The sequence below is a fragment of the Rania fehmarnensis genome (assembly GCF_056494185.1).
Map to the genome: position 1 here is coordinate 8884716 of NZ_CM151398.1, position 20247 is coordinate 8904962.

6 protein-coding genes are annotated in these 20247 nt (G+C 54.4%); 4 read left to right on the plus strand and 2 right to left on the minus strand.

Annotation, left to right across the window (positions count from 1 at the left end; all coding sequences use genetic code 11):
- Positions 1 to 87: 87 nt before the first annotated feature.
- Complete coding sequence (locus SH573x_RS29995; protein ID WP_479351891.1) at positions 88 to 7359, plus strand: DVUA0089 family protein; 7272 nt, start codon at positions 88 to 90, stop codon at positions 7357 to 7359.
- A 144-nt stretch (positions 7360 to 7503) separates the two neighbouring features.
- Positions 7504 to 8637, plus strand: coding sequence for a cellulase family glycosylhydrolase (locus SH573x_RS30000; RefSeq protein WP_479351893.1), 1134 nt, complete (start codon positions 7504 to 7506; stop codon positions 8635 to 8637).
- A gap of 532 nt (positions 8638 to 9169) precedes the next feature.
- On the opposite strand, the gene SH573x_RS30005 is transcribed toward SH573x_RS30000, so the two are convergent.
- On the minus strand, positions 9170 to 10726 hold the full coding sequence (locus SH573x_RS30005) for an aldehyde dehydrogenase family protein (protein WP_479351894.1): 1557 nt from the start codon (positions 10724 to 10726) through the stop codon (positions 9170 to 9172).
- Between the two features lie 188 nt (positions 10727 to 10914).
- Between SH573x_RS30005 and SH573x_RS30010 the strand changes: the two genes are divergently transcribed.
- Both SH573x_RS30010 and SH573x_RS30015 read left to right on the plus strand, forming a co-directional pair.
- Positions 10915 to 13689, plus strand: coding sequence for a serine/threonine-protein kinase (locus SH573x_RS30010; RefSeq protein ID WP_479351895.1), 2775 nt, complete (start codon positions 10915 to 10917; stop codon positions 13687 to 13689).
- Between the two features lie 10 nt (positions 13690 to 13699).
- Positions 13700 to 15877, plus strand: a complete 2178-nt coding sequence (locus tag SH573x_RS30015) for a right-handed parallel beta-helix repeat-containing protein (RefSeq protein ID WP_479351897.1) — start codon at positions 13700 to 13702, stop codon at positions 15875 to 15877.
- 21 nt (positions 15878 to 15898) lie between these two features.
- Here the strand turns inward: SH573x_RS30015 and SH573x_RS30020 are convergent, their stop codons facing one another.
- Positions 15899 to 20233, minus strand: coding sequence for a protein kinase domain-containing protein (locus SH573x_RS30020; RefSeq protein ID WP_479351899.1), 4335 nt, complete (start codon positions 20231 to 20233; stop codon positions 15899 to 15901).
- Positions 20234 to 20247 lie beyond the last annotated feature (14 nt).

Below are 20247 nucleotides of genomic sequence, written 5' to 3' on the forward strand. Positions count from 1 at the left end.
CTATGCCACTGGTACCAGGCTGGGAGCCTATGCCACATAGGACACAGGCTAGAAGCCTATGCCACAGAAACTCCGATGAATCGAATCATGAAACGCAAAAAAACAGCCCGCCGAAGTCGATCACGCCAATGGCTACGAAGCTTGTCTCTGGAAGGACTCGAAGGCCGCTTACTGATGGCCAACGATGTCGATGACCAGATTTCCGAAGCCATCTCGTTGGGGACCGCATCGACCACTCCCCGTTCCGCCAACGATTCGATTTCGCCCAGCACCGATGTGGACATGTACAGTCTAACGGTTGCAGCCGGTCAGACAATCGACTTTGATATTGATACAGTCGAAAACGGTAGCAACGGCTTGGGTAGCTTTATTCGACTGTTCAATGCCCAAGGCACTCAGATAGGTTTCAATAACGATGCTGCAGCCCCAGGTGAGAACAGCGTTGGCTACGATGCCTACCTGCGCGTCACTTTTTCCCAGGCAGGCACCTACTACCTGGGAGTCTCTAACGCGAACAATACTTCTTACAACGCAGTTACCGGTGATGGTGACGCCGAAGGTGGACAGTTTGCCATCGGCAACTACTCCATCACCGTGCGCGCGCTGCCGATTGATACCGACGATGCCATAAGTGAAGCGGTCGACCTGGGCTCGATTTCGACTCTAGCCAAAACGACCAACGCGGAGATCGATCCGGATATCGACGTCGACCTGTACAAGTTCACTGTCAACAATAATCAAGCCGTTGATTTTGATATCGACACCACGCTCAACGGTCCAGGCGGATTGGGTTCATATTTACGCCTCTTCAATTCGTCCGGAAACCAAATTGCATCCAACAATGATGGCGTCGCCCCAGGCGAAACCGTCTTGGGCTTCGATTCTTACTTCCGCTATACCTTTACTACTGGCGGCACGTACTACCTGGGCGTTTCTAACGTTAATAACGACAGCTACAACCCAGTCAGCGGCAATGGCGATACCGCTGGTGGCCAGCATTCAATCGGCCAGTACAGACTGATCGTGCAAACGCCTGCCGCTCCGCCCAATGACACCGATGACAGCATCCCCGAAGCAATAGCACTAGGTTCACTGAGTACGACACCTATCGTGCGTTCCGGCGCGATCGATCCCGATGTGGACGTTGACATGTTCAGCTTCATAGTCGCGTCAGGCCAGTCCGTCGACTTTGATATCGATACCACGCTCAACGGTCCCGGTGGCCTGGGATCATTTTTGCGAGTATTCAATAGTCAAGGAACCGAACTAGACTTCAATAACGACGCAAATGCTCCAGGTGAAAACGTCGTGGGTTACGATGCCTATTTGCGTTATCGGTTTGCCACCGGTGGCACTTATTATGTGGCCGTCTCCAACGCCAACAACACCTTGTACAACGCGCAGAATGGCAACGGAGACGTGGCTGGTGGATTGAACTCGACCGGTGCGTATCAACTAACAATCCAAGTCTTGCCAATAGATACCGATGACGCGCTGAGTGAAGCGACTTCGCTGGGAGCCATAACGAGCCTCCAGATTTCCAGAAGTGGACGCATCGATCCCGACATCGACGTGGACATGTACAGCTTTACCGCCACAGGTGGTCAGACCGTAGACTTTGATATCGACACGACCCTTAACGGCGTCGGCGGACTCGGGTCGTATTTGCGGATATTCAATTCGCTCGGGCAACAACTGGCCGCCAACGATGATGGTGTCGCTCCCGGAGAATCGACCCTCGGCTTTGATTCTTACCTGCGCTATACCTTTCCTTCGTTCGGCACGTATTACGTAGGCGTGTCCAACAACACCAACAAGACTTACAACCCAACCAACGACAATGCCGATACCGCTGGCGGACTGCACTCGATCGGTGACTACACGTTGGTTATTGGAGTGCCTCAAGCTGCACCGGTCGATAACGATGATTCGATCAGCGAGGCTCGCGCTCTAGGCCCCCTATCAACTACACCTGCCACCTTCAATGGCGATATCTCGGTGGATGTTGATGTCGACATGTATAGCTTCGTGGTGACCAGCGGCATGGTGGTTGATTTCGATATTGACACGCCTGCTAACGGCCCCGGTGGTTTAGGGTCTTATCTTCGAGTCTTCAATTCGAACGCGCAGGAGTTAGGAGCCAATAACGACGGCACGGCTCCGGGCGAGAACACGCTGGGCTTTGATGCTTACTTGCGATTGACCTTTGCCACAGCCGGTACGTATTACGTGGGCGTCTCCAATGCCAACAACGTGCAGTACAATCCGACCTCTGGTAATGGGGACACCGGCGGTGGTGCGAATGCCACCGGTGCTTATCAAATTCGCCTCACCGCACTGCCAATCGACACCGACGATCAAGTGACCGAAGCCACAGGCCTAGGGACGATTACGGCTACCGCGATTTCCCAATCAGCAGCCATCGACCCCGATATCGACGTGGACGTGTACAGCTTTACCGCCAGCCTGGGACAGACGATCGACTTCGATATCGATACGCTGACCAATGGTCCAAACGGCCTGGGTTCCTACTTGCGGCTCTTCAATTCCCAAGGCGTACAGCTAACAGCCAATGACGACGCAGTGGCCCCCGGTGAGAACACCTTGGGCTTTGATGCGTATCTGCGTTACACCTTCAATTCAGCTGGCACGTTCTATATCGCGGTCTCCAACGCCAACAACACGACTTATAATGTGCTAAACGGCGGTGGCGATAGCGCTGGCGGTCAGTATTCCATCGGTGACTATACGCTAGTTGTTCAAGAAGTAACGCTGCCGCCTGAAGATATAGACGATCAAATCAGTGAAGCGATCGCGCTAGGAGCAGCCACGACGACAGCCATCTCGCGGACTGGTTCGATCTCACCGGATATCGACGTCGATATCTACAGTTTTACCGTGACTGCTGCTCAAGTTGTCGACTTTGATATAGATACAACGCTCAACGGCGCCGGTGGCCTCGGTTCCTACTTGCGACTATTCAATGCGCAAGGCCAAGAACTAGCCTTTAACAATGATGGTTCGGCCCCCGGTGAAGGTGCCCCCGGCTTTGACGCTTACTTGCGCTATGTCTTCGCGTCGGCAGACACCTATTACATCGCTGTATCCAATGTAAATAACACCACCTACAACCCGACCAGTGGAACGGGAGATACCAGCGGTGGAACCAATTCTACGGGTGACTACACGCTGATTGTTCAAGCTCTACCGGTCGATACCGACGATCAATTAAGCGAAGCCAATGTACTGGGGGCAGTCACCACCACGCCGCTGACCGCTCAAGGCAGCATTAGTCCCGACATCGATGTCGACATGTATCGCTTCACGGTCGCCGCCGGACAAGATGTGGACTTCGACATCGATACCGCGATCAATGGTGTTGGTGGATTGAATTCGTACTTGCGCGTCTTTGATTCCAGTGGCCAACAGATCGCGGCCAATGACAATGCCTCCGCCGTGGGCGAAGGCGCAGCTGGCTTCGATGCTTATCTCCGATTCACATTCAGTTCGGCCGGTACGTACTATGTAGGTGTCTCGAATTTTAATAATACTGCCTATGATGGATCGACCGGCAATGGTGACGGGGCAGGGGGGTTGCATTCGATTGGCGACTATACCCTAACCCTACAGATTCCTGCGACTGAGGTATTCGATAGCGATGACAGCCTGGTCGAAGCACCATCGATAGGTTCAGTCAGCACAACGGTCATTGTTAGATCGGACACTATAACGCCTGACACCGATGTGGATATTTTCAAGTTCACGGTGACAGCCGGTCAGATCGTCGACTTCGATATCGACACGCAGCTCAATGGCGGCTCGGGACTGAATTCATTCTTGAGGCTATTTGATAGTCAGGGTACACAATTAGCATCCAACAACAACGCGGCCGCCGGCGGTGAATCGAGTGTTGGCATCGATGCCTACCTGCGTTACACCTTTACCAGCGCTGGCACCTACTACATCGCTGTGTCCAATTCGACCAATGTGGGCTATGACCCGGTTACAGGTGGTGATGACCTGGCCGGTGGTCAGAACACTACCGGCGACTACACCTTGCTCGTCCAAGGTTTGCCAGAAGATCTAGATGATCAAATCAGCGAAGCCGCATCGCTGGGCACGATCACTACCACTCCCAATAACGTTTCAGCTTCGATCACGCCGGATGTCGACGTCGATCTGTATCGCTTCGTGGTAACGACCGGCCAGGTGGTCGACTTTGATATCGACACGACGCTCAACGGTGCAGGCGGTCTGGGCTCGTACTTACGACTGTTTGATTCAAGTGGTACGCAGTTGGCTGCCAATGATAACGCGGCGGCCCCCGGCGAAAGCTCGACCGGTTTTGATGCTTACCTTCGCTATACCTTCGCTAACGCCGGCACCTTCTATATCGGCGTATCGAACTCGAACAACATTTCGTACGATGTCAACACAGGCAACGGCGATACCTCGAGCGACAGCAATGCGACCGGCGCGTATCAATTGATCGTGCAAGCGATTCTTACCGCACCGGAAGATCCCGACGATACCATTGCAGAAGCCGTGGCCTTGGGCGCAGTTAGTCAAACTGCGATAACAGTCAACGGCTCGATCACGCCTGATACCGATGTGGACATGGTTCAGTTCACAGTTACCGCTGGCCAAACGGTTGACTTTGATATCGACACCACAGCCAATGGCGTGGGCGGAGTCAATTCACTGATTCGTTTGTTCAACGCCAGTGGAACAGTGTTGGCGTCGAATAATAATGCAGTTGGTCCCGGTGAGAACAGCGTCGGATTCGATTCCTTCTTGCGATTTACCTTTACCAACGCGGGCACCTATTTCCTGGGCGTTTCCAACGCTGCCAATGCGGCCTACGATCCGACTACTGGTTCTGGTGATACCGCCGGTGGCCAAAATACGACTGGCGATTACACGCTGGTGATCAACGAGCCAGTGGGAGTGACCGACGACTTGGATGACTCCATCGTGGAGGCAAGTACGCTGGGTGCGGTTACTACAGCGGCGATCACCACCAATGGTTCCATTTCGCCAGACGTGGATGTCGACGTATACAGCTTTACCGTCACTGAGGGACAAACCGTCGACTTCGATATCGATACAACGCTCAACGGTACGGGCGGGTTGGGCTCGTACTTGAGATTGTTTAATGCCGCAGCCATCCAGTTGGCCGCCAACGACAATGCCGCGGCGCCGAATGAATCCACTGTAGGCTTCGACGCTTATCTGCGGTATACGTTTGCCACGGCCGGAACTTACTTCATCGCCGTTTCGAATTCGAACAATGTGACCTACGATGTGAGCAACGGCAATGGTGACTCACTGGGTGGCAGCAATGCCACGGGCGACTATCAGTTGATTGTGCAAGGCGTGCAGGGGGGAGTAGCCGATGCCGACGACGCCACCTCTGAAGCCACGCCCCTGGGACAAATTACGACCACTCCCATTTCGCGCAGTGGAAGCATCTCGCCGGATACGGATGTGGATATGATGGCCTTCTCCGTATCGGCTGGGCAAGTCGTCGACTTCGACATCGATACAACGCTGAATGGTTCAACCGGCTTGAATTCGTACTTGCGACTCTTCGATTCGCAAGGTCAACAGCTAGCCAGTAATAACAACGCAGCAGCTTCGGGTGAAGACACTATCGGCTTTGACGCGTATCTGCGATACGCCTTCACAACCGCGGGCACCTACTACATAGCCGTCTCCAATTCGACCAACATCAGCTTCGATGCGTTGACTGGCAATGGCGATACCGCCGGAGGCAGCAATAGCACAGGCAGCTACAACATCACGCTGACCGGTTTGCCCGTCGACAATGACGATACTATCAGTGAAGCCAGTTCGATAGGCGGTGTAACGACGGGAGGTATTACCGTTAATGCCGCGATTAGTCCTGACATCGACGTGGATGTGATTGCCTTCACCGTGACAGCTGGTCAGACGGTCGATTTTGATATCGATACCGACAGCAATGGTCCTGGCGGCTTGAATTCGTATATCAAGCTGTACAACGCTGCTGGCGACCAGCTGGCAGTGAACAATAACGCAGCCGGTATCGGCGAATCGACGATCGGCTACGATGCTTATCTGCGACATACCTTCAGTGCAGCTGGCACGTTCTATGTAAGTATCTCGAACGCGACCAACAACACATACAATGTCATAACTGGCAACGGCGATACGGCCGGTGGCGTGGGCGCGACCGGCGACTATCGCTTGACAATTCAGGCTGTGGCCAGCGATCCGAACGATCCCGATGATACGCTAGCCGAAGCGGCCAGCGCTGGCGCTGCATCGACCACCGCTTTCACGATCAATTCATCGCTGAACTTTGCGACCGATGTCAACATGGTCAGCTTTACAGTCACAGCTGGTCAGACGGTTGATTTCGATATCGATACCACCAGTAATGGCGGCAGCGGACTCCAGTCGTTCCTGCGGCTGTTTGATGGCAGCGGACAACAGCTAGCACTGAATGACAACGCTTCTGCACCCGGCGAAGGCGCAGTGGGTTTCGATGCGTTTCTGAGTTACACGTTTGCCGATGCGGGCACGTATTATATTGCTGTGTCCAACGCCTCCAACACTACTTACAGCCCACTCAATGGCAGCGGTGATGCAAGTGGTGGAGCCAATACGACCGGCGCATACACGCTGATCATTCAGGCTCAGCCGCCAGTCTCCGAGCCTACGTTGACTCTGCAAATCGCTCCGACCACGATCTCCGAACTTAACGGCACGGCCGTAGGCACCGTGACCCGCGTCAATAGCGATCAGTCGGCTGAGTTGACTGTCAATGTTGTCAGCGGCAACACCAATTCTGCGACCGTGCCGGCTACGGTGACCATTCCCGCGGGCCAGGCTTCGGCCACTTTCAATATCACGGCCGTGCACGATACGACTTTGGGAACGCGGACCGTAACGATTACCATATCCAGCCTCGGCTTTGCCAATCAATCGCAAACATTGCAGATCACCGATGCGGATGGCAACAGCCATAACAACGATATTGCTGAAGACGTCAGTGGCGATGGAGCTGTCTCGCCTATCGATGCCCTGCTGGTAATCAACTACCTCAATCTAACTGGTCCTGGACCAGCCCCGGTGGGTAACACGCCTCCCTTCCTGGACGTTAGCGCCGACGGTTTTGTTAGTTCCCTGGACGCGCTATTGGTAATCAACCGATTGAATTCCACCGGCGGTGAAGGCGAAGCTGCCATAGCCCAGCCGGCCAGTGTGACTAGCGCTAACGACCAGTTGATGCTAGACTATGCCACGCAAGAATCGCTCAACAGCAAGACGCGACACAAGTGGGCGAGCGCAGTGGATGATTTCTTTGCTAACTGAGTTTTGAGATTGAGACCTAACCAATCTGACCGCTGAGCTTCCCATATTCTCTTTCTTAAAATCTGTAGTTCGATCGGGGCTTAGTTTGCCCTGACACGAAAAGTGCCCTAATCCCGAATTGGATGTGTCCACGTGCTTACCACGATGAAAATCCCCGCCACCTTCTCGCTCCTGGTTCTACTACTAGCCTCGACACTCGCTGCCCAAGACCACTTGAAAGCGCTCTCCGATGCTCGCTGGAGCGCGGAGAAAGCCAACACTTGGTACGCTGACCAACCTTGGTTGGTAGGCTGCAACTTTATCCCCAGCACAGCCATCAATCAGTTGGAGATGTGGCAAGCCGAGACCTTTGATCCGCAAACGATCGATCGCGAACTGGGATATGCCCAGAAGCTCGGCTTTAACTCCGTGCGTGTCTTTCTGCATGACCTGCTGTGGAAACAAGACAGCCAGGCCTTCCTCGCACGCACCGACAAGTTCCTGGAGATCGCTGACAAACATGGCATCAAGACAATGTTCGTCTTGTTCGACAGCTGCTGGCATCCGCAGCCCAAACTCGGTAAGCAACCCGCACCTAAACCGTTCACGCACAATTCGGGCTGGGTGCAAAATCCTGGTATCGAAGTGCTCAAGAACCCGGACGCTTATCCGCACCTCAAAGAATACGTGGTGGGAGTTGTCAAACACTACGCCAATGATCCGCGGGTGGTGGTTTGGGATGTGTGGAATGAACCGGACAACTTCGATGGCGGCGCGCCAGGTCGACCTGGCCTGGAACCCAAGAACAAGCCGGAACTGGTCAATGCCCTGATGCCCAAAGTGTTTCAGTGGTGCCGCGAAGCCAACCCGTCGCAACCGCTGACGTCGGGTGTATGGCGAGACTCGCATGTCATCGACACCCTGGATGATTGTAAGAAAATTCAGTTAGCTGGCAGCGACGTGGTGAGTTATCACTGCTATGGCGATGCGGCTAGCATGAAACTATGCATCCAGCGTCTGGGCACTCTGGGTCGACCACTGCTGTGCACCGAGTACATGGCTCGCCCCAATCAGAGCACCTTTGCGCCACACTTGGAAGTGATGAAGCAGGCCAAGGTAGGCGCTTACATGTGGGGCTTTGTCAACGGCAAGAGCCAGACGATCTATCCCTGGGACTCGTGGACCAAAGAATACAAGGCACCACCACCGCTGTGGTTCCACGATGTCTTGAACGCAGATGGCTCGCCCTACAAGCCGGAAGAAGTCGATTACATCCGCTCCGTCACCAAAGCCGACTGAATCGTTAGACCTAGTTGCGGCCTAACGGCTACATCGTTTAACCCGTAGCCGAAGGCTAGGCAATCGAAGTAGGTCACTCACCAATACTAAGTGACCTCGTTGAGCAAGTGGACCATTACGCACAGGCCACGTTGGGTTAGAGGGTGCACCTCGCCTAACGGCTACGGGTTAAACGAGATGCTCAGGTAAACGCCACGTTGGGTTAGAGGGTGCACCTCGCCTAGCGGCTACGGGTTAAACGAGATGCTCAGGTAAACGCTACGTTGGGTTAGAGGGTGCACCTCGCCTAACGGCTACGGGTTAAACGAGATGCTCAGGTAAACGCCACGTTGGGTTAGAGGGTGCACCTCGCCTAGCGGCTACGGGTTAAACGAGATGCTCAGGTAAACGCTACGTTGGGTTAGAGGGTGCACCTCGCCTAGCGGCTACGGGTTAAACGAGATGCTCAGGTAAACGCTACGTTGGGTTAGAGGGTGCACCTCGCCTAACGGCTACGGGTTAAACGAGATGCTCAGGTAAATGCGACGTTGGGTTAGCCGGGATACTCAGCCACGTAGATGGCTTTGGTTTGGGTGTAGTCGTAGAAAGTCTCTTCGCAATTGACGCCGCCACCGGGGCCGCCAGAGATGCCTTGACCGCCGTATGGTAAGCCGTAGGCAACTGAGTTATGGCAGTTGACCTGGCAAGTACCATCGCGGAACTGCTTGGCCAGCTCGATACCACGCTCTAGATCGCGGGTCCACACACTCGCGCCCAAGCCATAGGGAGTGCTGTTGGCCAATTGCAGAGCTTGTTCGGGTGAACCAACTGGGCAAATTGTGGCGAAGGTGTGAAACACTTCCATGGGATTGCAATCGACACCCGGTGCCGCGCGATACAGAGCCGGCTTGATATAATAACCTTCGCGACCGGCCACTTCGGCTGGACCACCAGCCAGAATCGCTTGGCCACCGCGCCACCCCGCTTCTTCTTGAGCCCGCAGAATGCGTGAACGCTGCGTGGCATTGACGACGGCTCCCAACTGCGTGCCGGCATCAGCCTGGTAACCGATCTTGAGTTGATTGAAGAAACTCTTCTGCGCATCGATGAAGTTGTCAGCGATCTTCTTGTCGACGAAGATGCGGTGAATGGTGCAGCAAGTTTGACCGAAGTGTTGATTGGTGTAGCGGCCTATCATCCGCGCCACAACTTCCGGATCAGCATCACCCAGGACGATCGCCGCGCCGTTGCCACCCATTTCGCGTTTCATGCGCGTGCCGTGCACATCGCACGTACGCATGATGGCTTGGCCCACGCCAGGCGAACCGGTGAACGAGATATAACGCACACCCGGATGTTCGGCGATAGCCTGACCGGTGATCTCACCGCGACCTGGCAGGACGTTGATGACACCAGCTGGAAAGCCGGCTTCTGCAGCCAGCTTGCCGATATAAAGTGCCGACAGCGGCGTATCTTCCGCAGGCTTGATCAGGATGCAATTGCCTGAGAGTAGCGCAGGAAACATAAACCAACTGGTTAAGACAATGGGATAGTTCCAAGGAATGATACCGGCCACAACGCCCCAAGGTTCACGATAGGTAAAGCCCTTCATGCCTTCGCCCACATTCAGCGCTTCGCCATCGCCCATCTCCGCTCCGCGCGCAACTTGGCAGAAATATTCGGCGCAAGCGCGAATCTGCGTAAAGTCACCTTCGGCAAGTTCAGATACTTTGCCACCATCGCGAATTTCACAGGCCAGCAAGACATCGCGGTCGCGCTCGCACAGTTCGACCAACTTGCGCACCAGGGCAATGCGTTGATCAACCGGCGTGTTCTTCCAACCCTTACCCGCAGCCCCATGAAAGGCTTTCGTGGCAGCATCCACGGCCAAATCTACTTCGGCTGAGCCCATTTCACATACGCGCGCCAGCACTTCCAGCGAACCTGGATCTTGCGTCTCAAAGGTCGCGTTCATCGATCCCTTGACGGTCCTACCACCAATCAAACCACCCAGGGGCTCCCCTCCGTTTTGGCAAAACTGAGTAAACTTGGCGGGCGTTTCAAAACGTGCGGCTGTAAAAGCACGAATCTCGGTAGCAGCAGTCGACATGGTAAATGGCTCCAAAGATAGTGGAAAGTAATTGGGCCCACATTATACCTTGTTTGACTTGGTACAGGTCTGCCGTGCCCTAAGCACGCGGACGGGTGTCGTTGACTATACTGAACGACCACAGGTTCTCATTTCTGGAGGCTCCGATAGTGGCTGTCAAGGTAAAGTGCCCTTCATGCGCGCATGAGATGACTCTCAAGTCTGTCAAAGCTGGTCGCTTCAAACCACATTGCACCAGCTGCAAGTCGGCTTTCTTGTTGATTGTCGGCCAAGGCGATTCGCCTCCGATCACGGTGAGTAAGCTGGCACCAACGGTAGCTGTCGAAGCTGAGCGTACCGTTGAGCATACGGCCCAGACAGTTGCGTCTGTGAGCCAACGTGCCCTACAAGCCGCCACTATCGATGCAACTATCGATGCAACTATCAAAACCACTGCCGATGCCACTGTCGATGCTCCCTCAGCGCCAAACGCCAGCCGCGCACAGTCGTTCTCCGTCGATGCCACTGTCGATAGTCAAAATGAACCAAGTGCCAGGACCGTCCGTGCGCCATCGCTCGCTACCCAAAAAGTTTCCACCCCGGTAGCGAATTCAGCCCCGATGCCCGAACGGCTTGGTGGCTATCGCATTGTGAAAGAACTTGGTCGCGGCGGCATGGGCTCGGTCTATTTGGCCAGGCAACTTTCGCTCGATCGTCAAGTCGCTGTAAAGACCATTCAAAACGATTGGGCCAACAACCCGCGTGTCATCGCTCGATTTATTCGCGAAGCATACGCCGCTGCGCAGTTGACGCATCACAATGTGGTACAGATATATGATCTCGGTCAGGACCACAACATAAACTACTTCAGCATGGAATTGGTGGAAGGTGGTTCGCTGGATGATTTAATCCGGCGCCAGGGCAGCCTGCCACCTGGTGAAGCGGTTACCTACATTCTGCATGCAGCTCGCGGCCTGCGTTTTGCGCACGAGCATGGCATGATCCACCGCGATATAAAGCCGGCCAACCTGATGCTCACTCGCGATTGTCTGGTAAAGGTTGCTGACTTGGGCTTGGTTAAGACGCCAGCCATGAGTCAAGAGGAACTCTCTATCGCTGAGGACAAGAACTTGATGTTGTCCTCTGCACGTTCACAGGTTACCGGCGCAGGTTCGACGCTGGGTACACCCGCTTATATGTCACCTGAACAGGCTGAAGATGCAACCAATGTTGATCACCGCGCGGATATCTATTCTCTCGGTTGCACGTTTTATGCACTGCTCGTTGGCAAGCCGCCTTACGGCACTATGAGTGCACTGGAGATCCTCTCAAAGATCAAAACGGAACCGATTAAGCGCGTCGACAAAATCAACGCCACCGTTCCCCATCAACTGGCAAGTATTATCGAGAGGATGACCGCCAAGTCTCGCAGTGATCGGTACGCGTCGCTGGATGAAGTTATTCAGGAATTAGAGGCGTATTTGGCTGGTACGGGCAGATCGAACACAGATGCTGCCAGAGCGAGCGCTGATACGCTCGCTGCCGCCGCCGAACAGTTGCGACGCTCACCTGCGGCCAAGCTGCGACAATTATTTCCATCACTCCTCGCCGGCCTGGGCGGACTTGGGTTGTTAGCCGGGTTGCTATTCAACTATCGTCTCGCTTTGGCCTCCATGCTCATGTTATTGCTCACGCCCATCTTGGTATGTCTCATCACCAGCCTGACAGGAGGCCGCTCGCCAATAACCAGTCGCCTGCGAGCGCTGCTGGTAAGCAGCTCGATCGGGGACTGGCTCACTTGGATGGCTGGCGCTATGTTGTTGCTGATCTTGGCGTGGCCACTGGGCATGATAGGTTGGGCACTTGCCGCCAGCTGCGTGTCGGCGGGATTGGCCGCGGCGTATTATGCCCTGGTTTCGCGCCCCTTGTCGCAACAAAGACAAGGGGCCTTGGATTCTGCCGCGGAAGTATTGCGTACGATGCGATTGGAAGGCAAAGACGAAGTTACCATCGCGCGCTTCGTAGCTGAATTCAGTGGCCCATATTGGGAAGAGCTCTTTGAATCTCTGTTTGACTACGACCTAATGCGACAAATGCGGAGCCAACTCTCTGGGTCGGCTAAATTGCGAGGTACCAAACGTTTCCAACCATGGCGAGATACGTTAATCGATCGCATAGATCTTCGCTTGAAAGCTGTGCGCGATGAACGAGAACGACGTCTCTTAGCCAAAGTGGAAGCAGCTAGCCTGAAAGCTTCAGGCGTCAGTGGACAACAGGCCGAGCAACAAGCGACGGCACTGGCAAACTCTATGGTCGCAGCTGCCACAGAAACTCGAATACTCACCGCCGCTTCGTTGACCAGTGGCAACACTAGCGATGCGGCAGCCAAACGCGAACGCATCAAGCAGATGCTCAGCTCAGCACGCAGTGGCAAACCTCAGTCGATAACGACGAAGGCATCGCGGGCAACAGGTGCGTTACTGGAGCAACTGCTGGGAGGCAAACTGCGGCTTCTCGTGGGGGCCTTGTTGGTGGCCGGTAGCGTGTTGTGGGCCAGCCAAAACAACCTACTGGACTCGGACAAGCTGTCTCAAGTCGGACAAACGATTCAAAGCAGTACCACGAATTTGCGCGACGGCTCTGCCACACTGCAATCAGGCCAAGCCGCCGCCCGCGAGGTCAGCCAGCAAGTATCCCAGCAGGTCGATAAAATCATGCGCAATACTAAACCTCTGAACTTCCCTATCGTCGGAGGCCTTTTCACCAGCTTAGCACCAGGTGTGATAGGCTTGCTGGTAATGCTCTCCGCTCTGGCGGGTACTTGGCGATTGAGCTTGGTGGCACTGCTGGCCACGGCTATCGCCTTGTTGGGGCCGAACTTTGGCGTGCCTTCGTTTGGCATTACGCAGGGCAGTGCCTGGATTAGTTGTGGTATTGGTATTGCTATGCTTTGCGCCCCGATTCTCGTTAAACCATTAAGATAGTCGTTCCACCGTGCACTGCCATCAACTGTTCTCTGACTCTAAATCGCATGTCCTGCATGCCGCCCTTGCGCTCGGACTTCTCTGGATTTTTGCCGGACCTGCCCAAGCCCTGGAGATTTACGTCTCCCCTCAAGGCCAAGACAAATGGTCGGGCAACCTGGCAGAGCCCAATAGCGACCAGAGCGATGGGCCAGTGGCTACGCTGACCAGAGCTCGAGATCTCATGCGTAACCATCTGCGCAGCGCAGGGGCCAGGACGGAGCCGGTCTACATTACGTTGCGGGCCGGTGTCTATCGCTTGACCGAACCGCTGCAACTGGGCGCCGCTGATTCTGGTAGTGAGCAATCGCCGGTCATCTATCGCGCCTACCAGGACGAGAAACCGATCATCAGCGGTGGGGTGGAAGTCAGCGAGTTTCAAGCTGACGCTAATGCGAAGAGCATCTACCGCGCAGAGTTGCCTGAGGTCATTGCCGAGCCAGCCCAGGTGCGCATGGTCCTGCACCAAAAAAATCGCTTGCCTATGGCGCGCTGGCCCAATCGCGATACGAAGGAACCGATTGCAGGCGGTTGGGCATACGTCGATGGCCGTCGACCAGCCAAACCATCAGAGGCCGTGGCCGGTGAGAACGAAGAAAGCCGTCAGAAGTTGCAGATGCGCCAGCAGGACATTCGGCGTTGGCAGAATCCAACCGAGGGCGAACTGTTTATCTTCACACGCTACAACTACTGGAACAATCTGGTACCGATCGACAACTACGATGCCAAGACGGGGCTAATTCATACACAGGAACCATGTTCCTACGCCATCAGGGCCGGCGATCGCTACTTTGTGCAAGGCATGCGAGAAGAGCTTGATGCGCCCGGCGAATGGTACATAGATCGACAGGCTCGATCGCTATTGATCTTTAGCAAAGCCGATGATCTCAAAGTCACCTTGGAACTTGCAGTGTCATCCAACTTGATCGGCACCCGCAGTGGCGCCAGTCATATTCGCTTCGAGAAACTAGCCTTTGAACTCTGCAATGACACCGCGCTGAAAGTCATTGACTCCAAGCACATCACGATTGTTGATTGCAGCTTCGAGCATGTTGGCGACTTAAACGGGCATGCAGTTGCGTTTCATGATGGATCTGCCAACCGAGTCAGTGGCTGCGAGATCAATGATGTCGGTGCCAGCGGTATCTATGTTTCTGGCGGCGATGAAACGACCTTGCAGGCTGCGGGCCACGTGGCCGAGAACAATCATATTCATCACGTGGGAGTCATCAACAAACACACCGCCGGAATCTGGTTGAGCGGTGTCGGAAACTCCGCCATTAAAAACTCGATCCACGACTGCCCGCGGACGGGTGTCATGATGCCCTTTGCAGGTCCCAATGCCCGCAACACGGTCGAGTACAACCACATTCACCACGTCAATTTGGAGACTCAAGATACCGGTGCCATCTACGCCTCTGGCCGTGGATGGCTGGCCGGTCGCGGGCATGTAATTCGATACAACTTTGTGCACGATAGTCTGGGGTTTGGTTGGAATGGCCAGCGCTGGATAACACCTTATTATGCTTGGGGAATCTACTTGGATGATGCTTGCAGTTCCACCGAGATCATCGGCAACATCGTAGCTCGTGCGCCGCGAGGTTGTTTGATGATCCACAGCGGTCAATACAATCGCATCGAAAACAACATCTTCGTCGATGGTGGTTTGCAACAGATTGAACTGCGCGGCTGGGAGTCGAAGTACGGCTACTGGAAAAACCAGATCCCGGCGATGGAGAAGCGCTACAACGAAGTGAAGGATCAGCCTGCCTGGCAAGAATTCAAATTGACGGCTCCCTCGCAAGCCGACAATAGCACCGGAAAACTATTGATCGGCAACATCTTCCGCAACAACATCATTGCCTATCGGGGCCGCGATGTACTGTATATGGATGTGGTCAATTTGGGCAAGCCCTTCGATTGCAACCAGAACTTGATCTATGCTCGCGGCACACCGCCAATGATTCAAGTCGATGAGAAGTCGAAACTCTCGTTTGAACTCTGGAAGGGCCAAGGAATGGACGACAAGTCTCGACAAGGCGATCCTAAGTTCAAGAACGCTGCCAAAGACGATTACCGCTTGGACGAAAGTTCACCTGCGCTGCGGATGGGTTTCAAACCGATTCCCGTTGAACAAATCGCACAGTGATCACAAGTTTTTTTAGACTGGCTAAGGTTGGGCCTCTAACTGAATCTTTGCCAGTTCGCGTTTGGCTTCATTGATTAGCAAACGACTGGAGGCCTCGAACGGCCATGGATGGATCAGCTTGAGGTTCTCTTGCTTATCCAATAATGAGCCGTGGCAGATACGAGTTGCTTTTTCAAGATAGCCGGTGGCAGCTTCCACATCGCCTCGATGAGCAGCCAGCAGGGAGCGACACGCCCAGTCGTCCGAGTAGGCATTATCATCCACAGGCCGACGCTCCATGAGAGCCTCCGCCTCGATCATCCAACCGCAGCGATAGTAGAGCAGCGCCAGCGTGTTTTCAGCCTCACCGACATCGTGTCCATGCAGCCGACCTCGAGCGATGATATCCTCCATAATACCCAATAGTCGTTCGGCATGGTGGGGTCGTTCATCCAACAAGATCGCATTGTAGATCAGGCCGTTGATCAGCTCGATCTCAGTGATGTTCAATACATTCCGGTCATAGGCATTTAGCGCTTTCTCAATCAGGATGTCCGAGTAGTATTGACACTTTTGACGATCGTTGTTGGCCAGACACGCGATCGCCAGACTATCGATCAGGTCATCCCAGGTACCGCCAAGTTGATGAGCTTTCGAGAGATCTTCGATCGCTTCGGGCCAGCGTTCGAGGGTGGCTCGCGCATGGCCGCGGCGACGGTACTCAAATTCATTGGTCGGTTTAAGCTCAGCCAGCCGCTCAAAGTTGATTCGGGCGACATGTTTCAACCCGGCAGCGCGTGCCGATTTGGCTTGATCCATGTTCCAGTTTTGATTGGCCACTTCAAAGTTTTCATCGGGAACTTGATGCAGTTTGCTCCGCGCATCATACAACTGCACCATGCGGTCCCAGCTGCTGATGATCAATTCGTCACTGGGGTGAAACGCGACGCAACCTGTCGTAGAGCGTTCGCGAAACGAGATGGCTTCCTGTCCTGACTCAACGTCCCAAACTTTGACGATCCACTCGCGACCGCAAGAGACCAGGCGTTTATCGTCGGATGAAAAATCTAAATCGTTGACTTGTCGTATGTGAGCCCTTAGTGTCCGCACTTCGGTACCCTCGGTAACTGACCAGAGCTTGATGGTTTGATCGGCACTGGCTGTTCCTAGCAAATGTCCGCCGTGATTGAAGGTGAGTGATAAGACTGTGTCGCCATGTCCTGTGAGTTCATGGACCAGTTGACCACTTGCCAGGTTCCAAATGCGCGCCACGCGATCATTGCCAGCAGTTGCCAACAACTCGCCATTGGGACTGAGATCGATTTCGTTGATGGCAGCATGATGTGCCTGCCACTGACTGAGTAGTTCGCCTGACTGCCAGCGGTGAATATGCACAGAGCCATCGGCGCATGCCGCGATAACCAGTTCACCGCTATTGTCGATGCGCAGACTATGAACGGCACTCGAGTACTGCAAGACTTTGACCGGTTTGCCAAGGGTGGCATCCCAGAAGCGAACCGTCTTATCCGTACTAGAAGTGGCCAGATAAGCGCTGTCGGGAGACTCGGCTACGTCGGTCAGGTTATCCGTGTGACCATGGAGAGTCAGAGTGTTCTTGAGAGTTTTCAGATCGTAGACCAGCAGCACTTTGTTGCCCTTACCCCACGAGTGACTTTTGACGATTGGCATCAAAATACGGTTTCCATCGCGGGTGAAACGCAAACGCGAGATGCTGCCCATGTCAGCCGCTTTACTCGCATCGATCTGGTCGACCGGCTTGTCAAAGCTTAAATCCCAAACTTTCACGGTGCCTTCGCTAGCGGCCGTAACTATGCGATTGTCTTCGGTGAAGAAGAGATTTCGTACCATGCCATTATGCGTATACAGCTTTTGAATCAGTTCGCCGTCGGCGGCATTGACGATCAGAACACTGCCATCATTGCTGCACAGACCAATGCGTCGTCCCTCTTGGCTATACTCAAAGGCTTCGATGGCTCCGACCTCATATCGATAGCGAGTTGTTGGAAACGTCGTTATTGGTTTGCCGGTTAAGTACTCTGCCAGGTCGATCCGCCAAATGCTGGCTCCATAATTGGAGAAGGTCAAGTATCGACCATCGGGACTGAATCGCACCCAGCGCAGATCGCCAAACTTCTTATCGATCGGTGTGCGTATCTTGGTGACCCAGTCGTAGATCGCCGCTGTGCCATCGCGTCCGACGGTAGCCAATTTTGTTCCAGTGGGATCGAAAGCAATGTCCAGGATCATGCCATCGTGGCCTGGCAGCACTCGAATCAACTTGCGACGTTTCACATCCCAAAACTGCACCTGCTTGTTCCAGGCAACCGCCAAAAGTTGGCCATCGGGTGAGAACTTTATGGACTTGGAACCTTCGGCGGGATGGGGCAAACGCCAAACCAGTTCACCCTGCATGTTCCAAATCTTTACACCCGGACTCTTCAGCCCATCCCAGGGGTAACTGGACGAGGCCAGGTATTGTCCATCGGGGCTAAAATCCAAGGCCATGATCGGCCCTTCGTTGGGCGTGATGGTGACAACTGCACGTCCCGATCGCAGATCCCAAACAATGATATCGCCAGGCCAGTTCCAACCCCATTCACCACTGCCTGTGGCCGCGTAGTTGCCGTCGCGAGTTACAGCCATAACGCATAATAGATCTTTGTGACCTTTCATGCTGACTAGTTCCGCGCTGCACCTGCGTTTAAGAAAATTCCATTCAAAGTGGCGCATGGACTTCGGACATTCGTCTAACAATTCGTTGGCTCGACCAACCATGTTGTTCAGATACTCACCATGAGCCTGGCCCACGCGTAGAAAGTACTCGCTGCGCTGCGCGTTGGCTTTTTCCGCTTCTGCAATATCGCGATGCTTAACCGCACGATCGGCGGCCAGACGGGCTTTGTAGTCACTGCCTACAGCCGTCCGCCAAAGTCCCAACATACCGAAGAACGATATGAGCAGAAAAGCGACAAAGGTCGCTTCCAGTGGTCGACGACGAGTCCACTTAAGGCAGCGTTCGAAAGCTCCCACACGTTTGGCGCGAATCGGTTCACGGCGCAAATATCGCTGCAGATCGGCGGCCAGCTCGGCGGCCGTCGCGTACCGACGACGCGGATCCTTTTGCAAACATTTCAAACAGATCGTCTCTAAGTCGCGCGGTACGCGCTTGTTGACGACCGATAACGACGCAGGTTCGTCGTTGACGATCTGACGCATCGTCTCTAACTGCGTTTCAGCGACAAAGGGTGGCTTGCCGGTCAGCATTTCGTAAAGCATCACTCCCAGCGAATAGACATCGGTGGCCGGAGTGACCGTTTGATGAGCGCCACCAACTGTTTCCGGCGCCATGTAGCTAGGAGTGCCGACCGGGCCCATCGAACGCGAACACTCGCTGTGACCTTCTTGCAATTGTTTAGCCAGTCCAAAGTCGGCTACTTTGGGATGTTCATGTTCATCAAGCAACACATTGCAGGGTTTCAAGTCGCGATGAATGACACCTTGTTGATGCGCATAATGAACTGCCGTGCAGATCGTGTACAACAACTGAGCTGCATGATGGGGCGCAGGCAAACCCAATTTCAACCGACTATCCAGACTTCCGCCAGTGATCAGTTCCATCGATAGAAATGGCCGTTGTTGATGCGCTCCAACTTCGTAAATCTGAACAATGTGGGGATGGTGCAAACGGGCTGTCGACTGAGCTTCCGCTTGAAACCGATTCATCTCGCGCGGACTGGCGAATTCGCCCGAGAGAATCATCTTGAGGGCCACATCACGATTGAGATTCAATTGCCGCGCCCGATACACTACTCCCATGCCGCCGCGACCGAGTTCTTCCAACAACTGATAATTGCCTACCAAGCGACCAATCTGATCGTCGCCGCCCGAACGCGATCGTCGCGATCTTCCGAGATAATCGCTGACTTGATCCGGGCTATGCGGATCGGGGTGGTCACCAGAATCGGCGGTTGAACCAGCCGTCGATAGCTGCTGCCATTTGGAGCCAGCCGTTTGTACCGTCTCGGCTTCACATAGCTGGCGATGCACTTCCAGTAGCTGCATCAAGTCGGTGGTCCAACGGGGAAATCGCTCGAACCACTCTTGATGGCTACACTGCTTTCCGAGTTCCTCACGCACCACGTATTCGGTATAGATCAGCTCCAGGACCAGTTCATTGTGGGCGGCCAGTTCGGGCATTTGCGCCAGAATATCTTCCGCCAGCACAGGTCGGCCTTCGCGCCACTGACGTCCCATGTCGCTGCAGGCAGTTCGCACACACTGTTCCAACTGTTCGATGGCCAGTGAGCCTGAGGACATGGTATTACCGCTGACATTGGGGGAAAAATGGGTGCTCATGGCGCGCCTTTTGG

What these genes read in the sequence shown, in the direction of transcription:
- SH573x_RS29995 (WP_479351891.1), top strand. Translation starts at nt 88, where the DNA reads ATGAAACGCAAAAAAACAGCCCGCCGAAGTCGATCACGCCAATGGCTA.
- SH573x_RS30000 (WP_479351893.1), top strand. Translation starts at nt 7,504, where the DNA reads ATGAAAATCCCCGCCACCTTCTCGCTCCTGGTTCTACTACTAGCCTCG.
- SH573x_RS30005 (WP_479351894.1), bottom strand. Translation starts at nt 10,726, where the DNA reads ATGTCGACTGCTGCTACCGAGATTCGTGCTTTTACAGCCGCACGTTTT.
- SH573x_RS30010 (WP_479351895.1), top strand. Translation starts at nt 10,915, where the DNA reads ATGACTCTCAAGTCTGTCAAAGCTGGTCGCTTCAAACCACATTGCACC.
- SH573x_RS30020 (WP_479351899.1), bottom strand. Translation starts at nt 20,233, where the DNA reads ATGAGCACCCATTTTTCCCCCAATGTCAGCGGTAATACCATGTCCTCA.